This window comes from Acidimicrobiia bacterium, assembly GCA_035948415.1.
Lineage (GTDB): Bacteria > Actinomycetota > Acidimicrobiia > IMCC26256 > PALSA-555 > PALSA-555.
In genome coordinates this window covers 1-15,154 of sequence record DASZJD010000055.1, presented here as the reverse complement: position 1 = coordinate 15,154, position 15,154 = coordinate 1, and the positions used below count along the sequence as shown (strand labels likewise).

Annotated in this window: 14 protein-coding genes; 10 read left to right on the top strand and 4 right to left on the bottom strand. The window is 75.0% G+C overall.

Translation table 11 applies throughout. The features are described 5' to 3' along the window. The first annotated feature begins 193 nt into the window (after positions 1-193). Genes mfd through VG869_07770 form a run of 3 tightly spaced genes read left to right on the top strand, consistent with a single transcriptional unit; the run spans position 194 to position 6,002 of the window. Positions 194-3,613: a transcription-repair coupling factor gene (mfd, locus tag VG869_07780; protein HEV3451090.1), complete on the top strand. Its 3,420-nt coding sequence runs from the start codon at positions 194-196 to the stop codon at positions 3,611-3,613. Continuing rightward, positions 3,610-4,563 carry a peptidylprolyl isomerase gene (locus tag VG869_07775; GenBank protein HEV3451089.1) on the top strand — a complete coding sequence of 318 codons (954 nt, stop codon included), beginning with the start codon at positions 3,610-3,612 and terminating at the stop codon, positions 4,561-4,563. The genes mfd and VG869_07775 overlap by 4 nt, the downstream gene beginning before the upstream one ends. Next, on the top strand, positions 4,563-6,002 hold the full coding sequence (locus VG869_07770) for a MazG family protein (GenBank protein HEV3451088.1): 1,440 nt from the start codon (positions 4,563-4,565) through the stop codon (positions 6,000-6,002). The genes VG869_07775 and VG869_07770 overlap by 1 nt, the downstream gene beginning before the upstream one ends. Positions 6,003-6,040: 38 nt before the next feature. On the opposite strand, the gene VG869_07765 is transcribed toward VG869_07770, so the two are convergent. Beyond that, positions 6,041-7,294, bottom strand: coding sequence for a cytochrome P450 (locus VG869_07765; protein ID HEV3451087.1), 1,254 nt, complete (start codon positions 7,292-7,294; stop codon positions 6,041-6,043). A gap of 149 nt (positions 7,295-7,443) precedes the next feature. Between VG869_07765 and eno the strand changes: the two genes are divergently transcribed. From eno to VG869_07735, 6 genes are all read left to right on the top strand, one after another. Beyond that, entirely contained in the window at positions 7,444-8,742 is a 1,299-nt protein-coding gene (eno, locus tag VG869_07760; protein HEV3451086.1) for a phosphopyruvate hydratase, read from the top strand. Positions 8,743-8,848: 106 nt separating this feature from the next. Beyond that, positions 8,849-9,184: a septum formation initiator family protein gene (locus tag VG869_07755; GenBank protein ID HEV3451085.1), complete on the top strand. Its 336-nt coding sequence runs from the start codon at positions 8,849-8,851 to the stop codon at positions 9,182-9,184. A gap of 9 nt (positions 9,185-9,193) precedes the next feature. Then, entirely contained in the window at positions 9,194-9,631 is a 438-nt protein-coding gene (locus VG869_07750) for a DUF501 domain-containing protein (protein HEV3451084.1), read from the top strand. Next, positions 9,628-10,551: a Ppx/GppA phosphatase family protein gene (locus VG869_07745; GenBank protein ID HEV3451083.1), complete on the top strand. Its 924-nt coding sequence runs from the start codon at positions 9,628-9,630 to the stop codon at positions 10,549-10,551. The genes VG869_07750 and VG869_07745 overlap by 4 nt, the downstream gene beginning before the upstream one ends. A 49-nt stretch (positions 10,552-10,600) precedes the next feature. Next, positions 10,601-10,990 carry a hypothetical protein gene (locus tag VG869_07740; GenBank protein ID HEV3451082.1) on the top strand — a complete coding sequence of 130 codons (390 nt, stop codon included), beginning with the start codon at positions 10,601-10,603 and terminating at the stop codon, positions 10,988-10,990. Positions 10,991-11,049: 59 nt separating this feature from the next. Further along, positions 11,050-12,138, top strand: a complete 1,089-nt coding sequence (locus VG869_07735; protein ID HEV3451081.1) for an alanine--glyoxylate aminotransferase family protein — start codon at positions 11,050-11,052, stop codon at positions 12,136-12,138. On the opposite strand, the gene orn is transcribed toward VG869_07735, so the two are convergent. Next, positions 12,135-12,713, bottom strand: coding sequence for an oligoribonuclease (orn, locus tag VG869_07730; GenBank protein ID HEV3451080.1), 579 nt, complete (start codon positions 12,711-12,713; stop codon positions 12,135-12,137). The genes VG869_07735 and orn overlap by 4 nt on opposite strands. A gap of 48 nt (positions 12,714-12,761) precedes the next feature. Between orn and VG869_07725 the strand changes: the two genes are divergently transcribed. Next, the gene (locus VG869_07725; GenBank protein ID HEV3451079.1) at positions 12,762-13,373 is read left to right on the top strand and encodes a GNAT family protein; all 612 of its coding nucleotides are present in this window, start codon (positions 12,762-12,764) and stop codon (positions 13,371-13,373) included. Between the two features lie 4 nt (positions 13,374-13,377). On the opposite strand, the gene VG869_07720 is transcribed toward VG869_07725, so the two are convergent. Both VG869_07720 and VG869_07715 read right to left on the bottom strand, forming a co-directional pair. Further along, on the bottom strand, positions 13,378-14,127 hold the full coding sequence (locus VG869_07720; GenBank protein HEV3451078.1) for an enoyl-CoA hydratase: 750 nt from the start codon (positions 14,125-14,127) through the stop codon (positions 13,378-13,380). A gap of 1 nt (position 14,128) precedes the next feature. Beyond that, positions 14,129-15,154: NAD-dependent epimerase/dehydratase family protein (locus VG869_07715; GenBank protein ID HEV3451077.1), on the bottom strand; the 1,026-nt coding region annotated here is incomplete at its 5' end.

Here is a 15,154-nt window from a genome sequence, read left to right as displayed (position 1 = left end):
CACGCGTGCCGCGGGCGCGGCCGAGGCGCGGCGGACGGAGCGGTGGGCACGGATCGGGTCACCGTAGCGGGCGCCGGACCGGTCGCCCCGGGCCGTCGCGCCGCCGGCTCGAGCGCGGTCGGGGCGGCGCGCCGGTCGGTAGGCTCGCCGCGACCCCGGGACGCGCCCGCGTTCCCGGCGTCGACGCGCGCCCGTGCCCGACCCGATCGCCCCCCTCGCTGCACTGCCGCCGCTGCTCCGTGACGACGACAGCGTGCGCGCCACCGTCGCGCGCGCCGCCACGGTGGCGGTCCCGGCCGCGGGCCGAGCCCTCTTCGTGGCCGCGCTGGCGGACGCCTCGACCCGACGCCCCATCCTCGTCGCCGTCCCGACCGGCGCTGAAGGCGAGCGGCTCGCCCACGACCTGACCTGCTTCGTGGGCGGGGAGGCGGTCGAGTGGTTCCCGGCCTGGGAGACCCTCCCGTTCGAGCGGGTCTCGCCCTCCCTCGAGACCATGGGCCGGCGACTGCGGGTCCTGTGGCGGCTCCGCGTCGGCGTGTCGGCGACGCCTCGGATCGTCGTCGCCCCGGTCCGCGCCCTCGTCCAGCGGCTCGGGCCCCACGTGGAGGACGTCGAGCCGATCGAGGTGCGGGCCGGGCAGGTCCTCGACCGTGACGAGCTGCTGGCGTCGCTCGTCGCCCGCGGCTATCGGCGCGAGTACCAGGTCGAGGCCCGGGGCGAGGTGGCGGTGCGGGGCTCGATCGTCGACGTCTACCCCGCGACCGAGGACCACCCGGTGCGGATCGACCTCTGGGGCGACGAGGTCGACCGGCTGTCGGCGTTCGCGGTCGCCGACCAGCGCTCGACCCACGAGCTCGACGCGTTGCAGGTGTTCCCCGCGCGCGAGCTCCTGCCCACGCCCGAGGTGCAAGCGCGCGCCGAGACGCTCGTCCGCGCCGCCCCGTGGGGCGCCGAGCAGTGGGAGCGCCTCGCCGCCGCCCAGACCTTCGACGGGATGGAGTCGTGGCTGCCGTGGCTGACGCCCGACGAGCGGCTCCTGCCCGACCTGCTCGACGACGACGCCCTCGTGCTGCTCTGCGAGCCGACGCGGCTGCGCGACCGGGCTCGCGAGCTGCTCGACGAGGAGGCCGCGCTGGCCGCCACCCTCGCCCAGACCTGGGGCGCAGTCGGCGAGTTCCCGCGCCTGTCGCTGCCCTTCGAGCGCGTGCTCGCCCACACCGATGCCGGCGCCACCGCGGTGCTCGCCACCCCCGACCGGCCCGAGACCGCGCACCTCGCCGGCACCGCGTTCGCGCCGCTGGCGGGCGAGCGGGCGGGGCTCGCACGTCGGGTACGGGACCTCGCCGACGACGGCTACCGGGTGGTGCTGGCGGCCGAGGGGCGCGGGTCCCGCGACCGCCTGACCCAGATCCTGGCCGAGGACGGGGTCGAAGCGGGCCGCGACGTCGTGGCGCCGGGCGCGGTCGGCGTCACCGTGGCGCCGCTCGACCGCGGGGTCGTGCTCCCCGACGCGCGCCTGGCGCTGATCGCCGAGGCCGACCTCACCGGGCGGCGTCGGGTGCACCGGGCCCCACGGGGCGCCCGTCGCTCCGCCGACCTCTACGACGCGCTCGAACCCGGCGACTTCGTCGTGCATCAGGTCCACGGCGTGGCTCGATACGGCGGCATGGTGCAGCGGGCGATCGGCGGCGTCGCCCGCGACTACCTCCTCCTGGCCTACCGGGGCGCCGACCGGCTGTACGTGCCGTCGGACCAAGTCGGCGTGGTGCGCCGCTACACGGGCGGAGAGTCGCCGACCCTGAACCGGATGGGCGGCGCCGACTTCGAGCGCCAGAAGTCGCGGGTGCGGGCCGCCACGCGCGAGGTCGCCCAAGAGCTCGTCGTCCTGTACCGGCGGCGGCTGGCCAGCCCCGGCTTCGCGTTCGGCCCCGACACGCCGTGGCAGCGCGAGGTGGAGGAGTCGTTCCCGTTCGAGGAGACCCCCGACCAGCTGCGGGCGATCGAGGACGTCAAGCGAGACATGGAGGCGCCCCGGCCGATGGACCGACTCGTGTGCGGCGACGTCGGGTTCGGCAAGACGGAGGTGGCGGTGCGGGCCGCGTTCAAGGCCGTACAGGACGGGAAGCAGGTGGCGGTGCTGGTGCCCACGACCCTGCTTGCCAACCAGCACGGCCAGACGTTCCGGGAGCGGTACGCCAACTACCCGGTGCGGGTCGAGGTCCTCTCGCGCTTCCTGTCGGCTCGGGAGCAGCGCGCGGTCGTCGCCGGCCTCGCCGCCGGTGACGTCGACGTCGTGATCGGCACCCACCGGCTGCTCTCGCAGGACGTCTCGTTCCGCGCCCTCGGGCTGCTCGTCATCGACGAGGAGCAGCGGTTCGGGGTGCAGGACAAGGAGCAGATCAAGGCGCTGCGCACCGGCGTCGACGTGCTCACGCTCTCGGCGACGCCGATCCCCCGCACCCTCGAGCTGTCGCTCACGGGCATCCGCGACATGTCGATGGTGAACACGCCGCCCGAGGACCGCCAGCCCATCCTCACCTACGTCGGCGAGTACGACGAGCGCGCGGTCGCCGAGGCGCTGCGCCGCGAGCTGCTCCGCGAGGGCCAGGTGTTCTTCGTGCACAACCAGGTGAAGGACATCGACTTCGTCGCCGCGCACCTCCGCGACCTCGTCCCGGAGGCGCGGATCGGGATCGCGCACGGCCAGATGGACGAAGGACGGCTCGAACGGGTCGTGCTCGACTTCTGGGAGCGCGAGTACGACGTGCTCGTGTGCACGACGATCGTCGAGAGCGGCCTCGACATCCCGACCGTCAACACCCTTGTCGTCGACCGGGCCGACCGGCTCGGGCTCGCGCAGCTGTACCAGCTCCGGGGTCGCGTCGGCCGGCGGGGGCAGCGCGCCTACGCCTACCTGCTCCACCCCCGCGACCGGGCCCTGACCGAGGAGGCGTACGAGCGGCTGAAGACGATCGGCGAGTTCACCGACCTGGGCTCCGGGTTCACCATCGCCATGCGGGACCTCGAGCTGCGCGGAGCCGGCAACCTCCTCGGCGCCGACCAGTCCGGGCACATCGCCGCGGTGGGCTTCGACCTGTACTGCCAGCTCGTCACCGAGGCGGTGAGCGAGCTGAAGGGCGAGCCGGTCCCGGAGCCGGTCGAGGTCACGATCGACCTGCCCGTCGACGCCTACCTGCCCCGTGAGTACGTGGCGCGGGACGACGTGCGGATGGAGGCCTACCGGCGACTCGCGGCCGTGCGCGACCCGACCGACGTCGACGACGTCCGCGCCGAGTGGGACGACCGGTACGGGCCACCGCCGTCACCGGCGGCCGCGCTCCTCGACGCGGCGCGACTGCGGGCCGAGTGCGTGCGGCTCGGCATCCGCAGCCTCGCCGTCACCGGCGGGGCCGCTCGCCTGCGCGGGTTGACGCTGCGCGACTCGCAGAAGATCCGTCTCGCCCGGCTCGTGCCCGGCGCCAAGGCCAGCGCCGAGGAGGTGCTCGTGCCGCTCCGTGTGCCGCCGGCCGATGTCGCGGGCGCGCTCACCGCGTTGCTCGAGGAGCTGGTGCCGCGCGCGACGGACGTCCCGGTAGGCTCCGCGGCGCCGTGAAGCGCCTCCCCGCCCTCGTCACCGCGCTCGCCCTCGTCGCGCTCGTCGGTGGCTTCGTCGCGTACGTCACGGTCGGCACCGGCGCGCCGGCGTTCTCCGTCGACGGACACTCCGTGTCGCAGTCCGACGTCGACGACGAGCTCCGGGCGCTCGCCGACAACGCCGCCTTCGCGCGGCTCATCCGCCAGACGGGGAGCGCGCCGCTCGCGCCCATCGCCGGCTCCATCACCTCCGGCTACGCGGCCGGGTGGCTGTCGCTGCGCGTCGCGCAGGTCTTCGTCGACGAGACGGTGGCGCGACGCCGGCTGGCCGTGACCGCCGCCGACCGGCAGGAGGGAGAGGGCCTCGCGGTCCAGCTGCTCGGCAGCGAGCAGGTGGTGCGGACCCTGCCGTCGTCGCTGCGCAGCGCCATCCGGGCCCGGTTCGCCCGCATCGCCGTCCTCCAGCGGTCCCTCCTCGCCAGCCCCTCGGCGGCGCTGCGGGACGCCGCGCTGCGGCGCTGCCCGTCGCACCGCTTCGTCGCCCACATCCTCGTGGCCACCCTCGCCGAGGCCCAGGCGATCCAGGCCCAGCTCGCCGCCGGCGCCGACTTCGCCACCCTGGCCCGCCAGCGCTCGACCGACCGGGCCTCGGCGGCGCAGGGCGGCGACCTCGGCTGCCTCGACAGCCAGAGCTTCGTCGCCCCCTTCCAGCAGGCGGCCCAGACCCAGCCCGTCGGCTCGGTCTCGAGCCCGGTCCAGACCCAGTACGGCTTCCACCTCATCCTCGTGCGCGACCGGCCGTCCACCGCCGACCTGGCCAGCGTGGCCCTCGACCAGGTCCTCGGCCGGGCCCGGGGCGCCCACGTCACCCTCGATCCCCGCTACGGGAGCTGGGACCGCCGCCAGGGTCGAGTCGTGCCGCCGGCCGCGGCGACCGCGGGGACGGCCACCCCGTCGCCGACCGGCTGATGCCCGGTCGCATCGTCGTCGTGGGTCTCGGCCCGGGCGGCGCCGACCTCCTGCTCCCCGCCGCCCGCGCCGCGCTCGAGCGCGCCCCGGTCCGGTACGCGCGCACGGCCCGCCACCCCGCGGTCGCCGACCTCGCGGCCCAGGGGCTGGCGCTCCGCCCGCTCGACGGCCGGTACGACGAGGCCGCGAGCCTCGACGACGCCTACCACGCCATCGTCGACGAGCTGGTGGCCGCCGCCGAGCACGCGGAGGTCGCGTACGCGGTGCCCGGCAGCGCCGGCGTGGCCGAACACACCGTGGCGCTCCTCCGCGACGCCGAGCGCGAGGGCGCGGTGACGCTCACGGTCGTGCCCGGCCTGTCGTTCGCCGACCTGGCCTGGTCGCGCCTCGGGGTCGACCCCATGACCGAGCTGGCGCGCGTCGTCGACGGGCGCCACCTCGACGGCGCCGCCCTCGACCTCGGCGGCTGGCTGCTCGTGGCGCAGGTCGACGACCGCCTCGTGCTCGGCGACGTGGCCCTCGCCCTGCTCGAACGCATGGAGCCGGGCGCCCCCGTCGCCGTGCTCGCCCACCTCGGGCTCCCCGACGAGCAGGTCGAGTCGATCCCCCTCGCCGACCTGCAGCGGCGCCAGCCCGACCACCTCACGAGCGTCGCGGCGCGGCTGCCCGATCCGGCCCCCGGCCTCGAGCTGGCGCGGCTGCTCGAGCTCGCCCGCCGCCTCCGCCGCCCGGGCGGCTGCCCGTGGGACGCCGAGCAGACCCACCGCTCGCTCACCCGCTACCTGCTCGAGGAGGCCTACGAGGTGGTCGACGCCGTCGAGACGCTCCCGACCGACGCGCGCGCCGACGACGCCGCGTACGAGCGGCTGCTCGACGAGCTCGGCGACCTCGTCTACCAGGTCATCTTCCACGTCATCCTGGCCGAGGAGGCGGGCGCCTTCGGCCTCGGCGCGGTCGAGCGCGCCATCCACGACAAGCTCGTGCGCCGGCACCCGCACGTCTTCGGCGACGTGGACGCAGCCACGAGCGCCGCGGTCATGCGGAACTGGGAGCAGATCAAGAAGGAGGAGCGGCGGGCCGACTCGATCGTGGCCGGGATCACGCCCGGTCTGCCCTCGCTGCTCTACGCGCACAAGCTCCTGCGCAAGGCGGCGGCCGTCGGGCTCGAGCCCGGCGACGCGCCGGACTCCCTGGCTCGGATCGAGGCCGCGTGCGCCCAGATCCGGGCCGGTGGCGACGTCGTCGCCCTCGGCGAGCTCCTCGCCGGTGCCGTGGCGCTGGCGCGGGCGCTCGGCGTGGACGCCGAGTCGGCGCTGCGCGGGTGGTCGGCGCGCTTTCGGGAGCGCTTCGAGGCCCTCGAGCGGTCCGCCGCCCGCGACGGGCTTGACCTCCACTCGCTCGACGCGCCGGCGCTCGCCGCCCGCTGGGCCAACCTCTGACGGCCTCAGGGATCGGCGACGGCGCCGTCGGGCGCGCGTCAGAGCCGGACGGGGAGCGCGTCGACGCCGCGCAGGATCATGCGTCCGTTCCACGGCGGCTCGTCCGTGGCCAGGCTGAGACCGGGGCACCGGCGGACCAGCGTGCCGATGGCGACGCGGGCCTCGGTGCGGGCGAGGACGGCGCCGAGGCAGTGGTGGATCCCGCCGCCGAAGGAGATGTGGTGGGGCGCCTCGCGCCGCTGGAGGTCGAGCTGCTCGGCGGTGGGCCCGAAGTGCTCCGGGTCGCGGTTGGCGGCGCCGAGGCACGTCATCACGAACGTGTGCGCCTCGATGTGCTGACCCCCGAGCTCGAGGTCCTGGAGGGCGATGCGACGCGAAAACTGCACCGGGCTGTCGTAGCGCAGCAGCTCCTCGACCGCGTTCCCGATCAGCGTCGGGTCTGCCCGCAGTCGCGCCAGCTGGTCGGGGTGACGCAGCAGCGCCAGCGTGCCGTTGCCGATCAGGTTCACCGTCGTCTCGTGGCCGGCGACGTAGAGGAGCGCGACCTGATCCTGCAGCTCGGCGGGCGAGAGACGGTCCCCTTCCTCCTCGGCCGCGATGAGCGCGCTCAGGAGGTCGTCGGCCGGCTCGCGGCGCTTCCACTCGATCGCGGCCTGGATGTGCTCGCTGAGGTGGTCGCCGGCGTCGATGATCACCGCCAGCTCTTCGGGGACGACGATGGGCTCAAGCGACTTCACGACCGTGTGCGACCACGCCCGCAGCTCGTCCCGGTCGTGCTCGGGCATGCCGAGCATCTCGGAGATCACCGCGAAGGGGAGCGGGAAGGCGAGATCGGCGATCACGTCCATCGCGCCGTCCGGCTCGACCCGGTCGAGCATCCCGTCGACGAGGGCCTGGACGCGGGGCACGAGCGCCTCCACCCGACGAGGGGTGAACGCCTGCTGCGCCAGCCGCCGGATCCGGGTGTGGTCGGGTGGGTCGAGGTTCAGGATCGACCGGCTCCCGCGCTCGCTCCGCTCGTAGCCGGCGGCCTCCAGGACCGCGCTGCGCGGCATGGCGGTGGCGTTCCGCTCCGCGACCGAGAGGGTGGGATCCCGCAGCAGCCGGGAGCAGTCCTCGTAGCGGGTGATGGTCCAGGGCCCCATCGGGCTGTGGTGGACCGGCGCCGTCCGCCGCAGCGCCCGGTACTGCGCGTAGGGGTCCTCGAAGTAGCCGGGGGCGAAGGGGTTGATGCCGATCTCGGCGACCGAGCCCGCGCCGGCGTCCGTCTGCCCGCTCACCACCTCGGTCATGCCGGCGAGTGTACGGAGGCCCCGGGCCGACGGCGGCGTGGCGACGGCCCCAGCGGCGACCCGGTCCGGACGGGGGGCGGCCGCGAGGACTACATTCGTGCTCCCGCCACACCAACCACACAGGCCACAGGGTCTCCGAGGGGCCGGCCATGAGCGAGATCGTCGAGGTCGTCGGTCGCGAGATCCTCGACTCCCGGGGCAACCCGACCGTCGAGGCCGAGGTCGAGCTGGCGTCGGGGGCCCGGGGTCGGGCCGAGGTCCCGAGCGGGGCGAGCACCGGCGCCCACGAGGCGGTCGAGCGCCGGGACGGCGGCGACCGCTACGGCGGGAAGGGGGTGCTCGGCGCGGTGGGGCACGTGAACGGCGAGATCGCCGACACCCTCACCGGCCTCGAGGCCGCCGACCAGCGGCTCGTCGACGACGAGCTGGCCGTCCTGGACGGCACGCCGAACAAGGCTCGCCTCGGCGCCAACGCGGTGCTGGCGGCGTCGCTGGCGGTGGCACGCGCCGCCGCGGAGGAGGCGGGGCTCCCGCTCTACCGCTACGTCGGGGGCGTCGACGCCCACGTGCTGCCGATGCCCCTCCTGAACGTGCTGAACGGCGGCGCGCACGCCGAGACGAACGTCGACCTCCAGGAGTTCATGCTGGCCCCGGTCGGCGCGGCCAGCTTCGGTGAGGCGCTGCGGTGGGGCGTCGAGACCTACCACGCGCTCCGACGCCTGCTCCACGAGCGGGGCCTCGCCACCGCGCTCGGCGACGAGGGCGGATTCGCGCCGGACCTCGCCTCGAACGAGCAGGCCCTGGCGCTGCTGCTCGAGGCGATCGACGCCGCCGGCTACCGCGCCGGCACCGAGGTCGCCCTCGCGCTCGACGTGGCCGCGACGGAGCTCTACGCCGAGGGTCGCTACCAGCTCGCCGGCGAGGGTCGGACCTTCGGCGCCTCGGAGTGGGTCGACTACCTGGCCGGGCTGTGCGACCGCTACCCGATCGTCTCGATCGAGGACGGCATGGCCGAGGACGACTGGGACGGCTGGCGCGCCCTCACGGACCGGCTCGGCCGCCTCCAGCTCGTCGGCGATGACGTGTTCGTCACCAGCCCCGATCGGCTCCGCTACGGCATCGAGCGTGGGGTCGCCAACTCGATCCTCGTGAAGGTGAACCAGATCGGCACCCTCACCGAGACCCTCGACACGATGCTCGTCGGTGCCCGGCGCGGGTACACGGCGGTGATGTCGCACCGCAGCGGGGAGACCGAGGACACCACGATCGCCGACCTGGCGGTGGCGACGAACTGCGGGATGATCAAGACCGGCGCGCCGGCGCGCACCGACCGAGTCGCGAAGTACAACCAGCTGCTGCGCATCGAGGAGGAGCTCGGGCCGATCGCGGCGTACCTCGGCGGCGCCGCGCTGGCCGGGGACGGTCGGGGGCATGAGCAACGTGGCTGAGCCGCGCCGCGGGCGCCGCTCGGCCGCGCCCCCACCCCGTCGACGGGCCCGGCCCTCGGGCCGGGGGCCAGCGCGACCGTCGGGGACCGGTCGCCCCTCGCCCCGGGTGCGCCGCCGCCGCGCCCTGCTCGCCGCGACGGTCGGCGGCCTCATGCTCATCGGCCTGCTCTTCGCCTTCGGGTACCCGACCCGCACCTTCCTGCAGCAGCGCTCACAGATCCACGCCACCGAGCGGCACCTCGCCAACCTGCAGCGCGCGACCGCCCGTCTCGACCGCCAGTCCCGACAGCTGCAGAGCGACGCCGCGGTCGAGCGGATCGCGCGCGAGCAGTACGGGCTCGTGCGGCCAGGCGAGACGCCCTACGTGCTCGTGCCCGCCCCGCCGTCGACCACGCCGACGACGACGGCTCGGCCCGGGCGCGGCGCGACGACCCCTCCGTAGACTGCGGCGATGACGGCCGCCGATCTGGAGGCGGTGCGGGCCGGCCTCGGGCGCGAGCCGACCGCCGACTTCGAGGTGGTCGTGCGCGACGCCGTCGGCACGCCCCTCGTGCTGCGCAACGGGCCGTTCACCCGCGCCGGCGAGCCGATGCCGACCCGGTACTGGCTCCTCGACCCGACGCTCAGCCGCCGCGTGGCCCGGCTCGAGGCCGCGGGCGGGGTCCGAGCGGCCGAGGCCGCCGTCGACGCCACCGACCTCGCCCGCGCCCACGCCGCGTACGCGGCCGATCGCGACGCTGCGATCCCGCCCGACTGGGACGGGCCGCGGCCCCACGGCGGGGTGGGCGGCGCGCGCGCCGGCGTCAAGTGCCTCCACGCCCATTACGCCTGGCACCTCGCCGGCGGCGACGACCCCGTCGGAGCGTGGGTGGCGGAGCGGCTGGGGTGACGCGAGTCGCCGCCGTCGACATCGGGACCAACTCGATCCGGCTGCTCGTCGCCGACGCCGAGCGTCACGGTGCTGACACGACCCTCGTCCCCCGCGACCGCCGGATGCGGATCACGGGCCTCGGCGCGGGGGTCGACGCCTCCCGTCGGCTGGCACCGGAGGCCGTGGCGCGCACCCTCGAGGTGCTCGACGAGTACGGGCACGCGATCCGCGAGCAGGGCGCGACGAGGGTTCGCGCCAGCGCCACGAGCGCAGCGCGCGACGCCGAGAACCGCGGCGACTTCTTCGCCGCCGCCCGAGCCGCCCTCGGCGTGAAGCCCGAGCTGCTGAGCGGCGACGAGGAGGCTCGGCTCTCGTTCATCGGCGCCACCGGGGGCCTCACCGACGAGCCCCCGCCGTACCTCGTGGTCGACCTCGGCGGCGGATCGACCGAGTTCACGATGGGCGCCCGGGAGCCCGAGGCGGCGATCTCGATCGACGTCGGCTGCGTCCGAATCACCGAGCAGTGGCTGCGCTCCGACCCGCCCGCGCCCGAGGAGCTCTCCCAGGCGGTGTCGGTGGTGCGCGACCACCTCGCCGACGTCGAGCGCGCCCTCCCGGCCCTCCACGAGGCCCGGACCGTGGTCGGGCTCGCCGGCACGATCACGACCATCGCCGCCGTCGAGCAGGGCGTCCCGTACTCCCGGGAGCGGATCCACCACTTCCGGCTGACCCGCGACGCGGCCGAGGACGTGTTCCGGACCCTCGCCCTCGAGCCGGCGGCGGAGCGGCGCCACAACCCCGGCCTGGAGCCGGGCCGGGTCGACACCATCGTCGGCGGGGCGGTGGTGCTGGTCACGGTCCTGCGGGCCTTCGGGGTCGACGAGCTGCTCGTCTCCGAGGACGACATCCTCGACGGCCTGGTCCGCAGCCTGGCCTGACGGCTCGGAAATCCACCACTTTCGGGGGCGGCGGTCCGACAATGCCCCGGTGGGGGACGGAACCACGCGACCCGAATCGCCGGACCGGTTCACGGCCGCGCTGAAGTCGATGACCGGCGACGACCTGCGTCGCGTCGCCACGTCGATCGGCGCCGAGCAGATCTGCGACGAGGTGGACTGGTGGCGCGCCACCATCGCGATCGACAAGCTGCTGCGTCGCACCGGCTGCTCCCGCCGCGCCGCCCGTGCCGCCGCCGACGCCGCGCACGCGGTGCAGGAGGCGGCGGACCGGGCCGGCATCCTGCTGCCGGACGCGGACGTCACCCGAGTCGCGCGCGCGGCGGCGGAGATCGCGCGCGGGCTGGCCGCGGGCCCACCGGCTCGACCGGTCGTCGGCATGCTGCTCGAGCACTGGGACGGGCTGGCCACCCCCGTCTGACGTGCCCGCCCGACCGCCGGCGGCGGAAGCGGGCCCCCGTAGGATGCCGGGCCGTGGTGATGACCGACCGGCTGCTGCTCGGCCCGGGCCCCTCGAACCCCTACCCCGAGGCGACCGCGGCGCTGACGCGCCCGATGCTCGGCCATCTCGACCCCGAGTTCCTCGCCCTCCTCGACGAGACGATGGCGCGGCTACGCGCCGTGTTCCGCACCGAGCACGCGCTCACGTTCCCGGTGAGCGGGACGGGCTCGGCGGGCATGGAGGCGTGCTTCGTCAACCTGGTGGAGCCGGGCGACACCGTGATCATCGGCGTGAACGGCGTGTTCGGCGAGCGGATGTGCGAGGTCGCCCGCCGCTGCGGCGCCGACCTCGTGCGGGTCGACGCCGCGTGGGGGCGTGCCCTCGATCCCGAGCAGCTCCTCGACGCCCAGCGCCGGCACCCGCGGGCGCGGCTGCTGGCCGTCGTGCACGCCGAGACCTCCACCGGCGTCGAGAACGAGGTCGCGCCGCTGGCGGCGCTGGCGGACACCGACACGCTGTTCGTCGTCGACGCGGTCACGAGCCTGGGCGGCATCCCGCTCGAGGTCGACGCCTGGGGGATCGACGCCTGCTACTCCGCCACCCAGAAGTGCCTCGGCGTGGCCCCGGGCCTGGCGCCGCTCACGCTGTCCGAGCGTGCCCGGGCGCAGGTCCGACGCCGCGCCACCCCGCCGCAGTCCTGGTACCTCGACCTCGGGCTCATCGAGCGCTACGTCGCCGGGTCCCAGCGCACGTACCACCACACCGCGCCGGTCGCGATGATCCTGTCGCTGCACGCCGCCCTCGGTGCCGTCCTCGAGGAGGGCCTCGACGCCACGTGGGCCCGCCATCGCCGCGTCGGCGCCCGCCTCCAGCACGAGCTGCCCCGGATCGGCTTCCCGCTCCTCGCCGAGGAGCGCCGTCGGCTCCCGCAGCTCACGTCGGCCTGGCTCCCGAACGGCGCCGACGACGTCACCTTGCGCAAGGAGCTGCTCGAGACCTACGGCATCGAGGTCGGCGCCGGCCTCGGCGAGTTCGCGGGGCGGGCGTGGCGGATCGGCCTCATGGGCCACTCGGCGCGCGACCGGAACGTGACCACGATCCTGGGAGCACTCCGCGACCTGGTCTAGGTAGTGGGCGCCGGCGGCTCGACCGGTCGCAGGATCGTGTCCCGGTAGTAGCGCAGCTCGGCGATCGATTCGTGGACGTCATCGAGGGCGCGATGCGTCTCTCGCTTGGAGGGTCGGCGCTTGAACGCGTCCGGGTACCAGCGCCGGCTCAGCTCCTTCAGCGACGACACGTCGATGCTGCGGTAGTGGAGGTAGGCGTCGAGCTCCGGCAGCTGGCGGTCCAGGAAGCGCCGGTCGACCCCGATCGAGTTGCCGCACAGGGGCGCGGTGCCCGGCTCCGGGATGTGACGGCGCACGTAAGCGAGGGCCTGCTCGCCGGCCTCGGGCAGCGAGACCTCGGACGCCTCGATCGCGGCCAGCAGCCCCGACCGGGTGTGCATGGCGCGGACGGTGTCGTTCATCTCCGCAAGCGCGGCCGGCGGCTGGTGCACGACGACGTCGAGGCCCTCGTCGAGCGCCTCCAGGCCGGCGTCGGTCACGAGCACCGCCACCTCGACGATGACGTGACGGGTGACGTCGAGACCGGTCATCTCGAGGTCGAGCCACACCAGGCGGCCGTCGGCGGGCGGGGGCACGCCCGTCAGCCTGGCACGGGCGCGCGGGCGCGTCGGTAACCTTCGCCGATGCGCCGCAGCGAGGTGCTGACGGGGGCGCGGGTCACGCTCCGGCCGCTGAAGGGAGGCGACTGGGAGGCGTGGCGCGAGGTCCGGATCCGCAGCCGAGAGTGGCTCGAGGCCTGGGAGCCGCTCGGCGAGCCCGGCGCGCCGGACCCGATCACGGACCCCGAGGCCTTCAAGGCCCGGTGTGGCGCCTGGGATCGCCAGCGGCACTTCGACGCCGCCTACGGGTTCGGGATCTTCCTCCGGAAGGGCAGCGCCTTCGCGGGCGAGGTGAGCCTGGGGAGCGTCCAGCGCGGGCCGTTCCAGTCCGCCAACGTCGGGTACTGGATCGACCTCGAGCACGCCGGTCGCGGCTACATGCCCGAGGCCGTGGCCGTGGTGCTGCGGTTCGCCTTCGAGGACCTCGGCCTCCACCGGGTGGAGGCGGCCATCGTGCCCCGCAACGTCAAGAGCCGCCGGGTCGCCGAGAAGCTCGGCCTGCGCGACGAGGGCACGTCGCAGCGCTTCCTGCAGATCCGGGGGGCGTGGGAGGACCACGTCCGCTACGCCATCACCGCCGAGGAGTGGTCGGCGCGGCGGGACGAGCTCGAGGCCGAGTTCTTCGCCCGGCGCTGACGCGTCAGCGCCGGCGGGCCGCCAGCCGCTCCGCCACCCAGCCGCGGCGCGCCGACTCGGCCTGGCGCTCGAGCTCGGTGGCGACGGCGGCGTCGAAGTCGAGCTCGCCCGACGCCTCCCGCAACGAGGCCTTCACGGCGCGGAGCAGGTCGTGGGGCGCCTCGGCCACCCGGGCGGCGAGCGCGACGGCGGCGTCGACGAGCTCGGCGTCGGGCAGGCAGGCCCACGCCAGCCCGAGCTCCAAGGCGCGGCGCCCGTCCACGGCCTCGCCGAACAGCGCCATCGCCGCCGCGGCCTGCGGGCCGACGGCCCGGTCGAGCATCCACGTGTGCCCCCCGCCCGGGTGGAGGCCGATGCGGGTGAAGCGGGAGTCGAACCGGGCCGACGTCCCGGCCAGGCGCACGTCACAGCACAGCGCCAGGTTGAACCCGGCCCCGACCGCCGGGCCGTTCACGGCCGCCACGGTCGGGAGGGCGCAGGCGCGGACCCGGAGGAAGCCGTCGTAGATCGAGCGGACCGACGCCGGCTCCGCGTCTCCCTGACCGAGCGAGCGCAGGCTGGAGGTGTCGGCCCCGGAACAGAACGCGGGCGGCGCCCCGGTCACGACGAGGGCCCCGACCGTCGCGTCGGCTTCGGCGTCGTCGACCGCGGCCACGATGTCGTCGACCATCGAGGCGCTGAGCGCGTTGCGGCGGCCGGCGTCGTCGAGGGTCAGGACGGCGACGCCGTCGCGCCGTTCGACGTGCAGCGCCACCTCAGGTGCTCTCGCGCACCACCGCCGGCGAGTGCCGGAAGAAGCTCTCGACGTCCCGCTGGTAGTGGTACTCGGGCCGACCGACGGTGGTCTGGAGGCGCAAGCCTCGGGCGAACGCGTCGACCGCCCCGGCGGTCGTGTACTCGTAGCAGAAGCCGGCCTGGCGGTAGCGGGAGGAGTCGACGCCGCGCCCGTAGCGCAGGAGGCTCAGCACCTCGGGCGGGATGTCGACGAGGCGAGCCAGGCGCAGTGGCTCGGCGGCGAGGCTGGTCAGGAACGGCGGCATCGCCACCCGCCGCTTGCCGACCACGGCGCAGACCTCGCTCCACGGCATCGTCCCGTCGCCGGCCACGTTGAAGATGCCGGCGACGTCGTGGAGGGTGGCGTACGTGATGGCGCCGGTGACGTCGTCCTCGTGGACGAACTGCACCCGCGGGTCGAAACCGAGGATCTCGGGCACAAGGGGGAGCCGCAGCATGCGGGCGATCGGCGACTCGAGGTGCTCGCCGAGCACGTTGGCGAAGCGCAGCTTCGTCACCGTCACGTGCGGGTTGTCCTCCGCGAAGTCGCCGACCACCGCGGACACCTCGAGCAGGGATCGCTCGACGCGGGTGTGCGGTCCGCGTGAGCGAGGGGTGTTCTCCCGGAAGAAGTAGGGATCGGTGTAGTTCGAGCCGTAGCTGAGCGTCGATCCCTTCACCACCACCTTGCGGACCGTGCTGCCGGCGGCGCCGGCGGCGGCCAGGAGGTTCATCGTCCCGATGACGTTCACCTCGTGGAGGGCCCGGCCGCTCACCTGCGTCGAGTCGACCACGAGGTGGGTGTGGAGGACCGTGTCGACTCGCGTCGCCTTCACGATGCGCTCGAGGATCGAGAACGACCCGTCGGCCCGCACGAACTCCGTGCGCTCCAGCGGGAGGACGGGCTCGCGGGTGTCCACGCCGACGACGAGCTCGACGCCGGGCTCGCCCTCGAGGACCTGCGCCACCCTGCTGCCGAAGTAGGTCCCGAGACCGGTGACCAGGAT

Bases quoted from the DNA above. Each gene is read 5' to 3' on its own strand.
- VG869_07735 (HEV3451081.1), top strand. From the start codon at position 11,050: ATGACCGACCGGCTGCTGCTCGGCCCGGGCCCCTCGAACCCCTACCCC.
- VG869_07725 (HEV3451079.1), top strand. From the start codon at position 12,762: ATGCGCCGCAGCGAGGTGCTGACGGGGGCGCGGGTCACGCTCCGGCCG.
- VG869_07750 (HEV3451084.1), top strand. From the start codon at position 9,194: ATGACGGCCGCCGATCTGGAGGCGGTGCGGGCCGGCCTCGGGCGCGAG.
- eno (HEV3451086.1), top strand. From the start codon at position 7,444: ATGAGCGAGATCGTCGAGGTCGTCGGTCGCGAGATCCTCGACTCCCGG.
- VG869_07765 (HEV3451087.1), bottom strand. From the start codon at position 7,294: ATGACCGAGGTGGTGAGCGGGCAGACGGACGCCGGCGCGGGCTCGGTC.
- VG869_07770 (HEV3451088.1), top strand. From the start codon at position 4,563: ATGCCCGGTCGCATCGTCGTCGTGGGTCTCGGCCCGGGCGGCGCCGAC.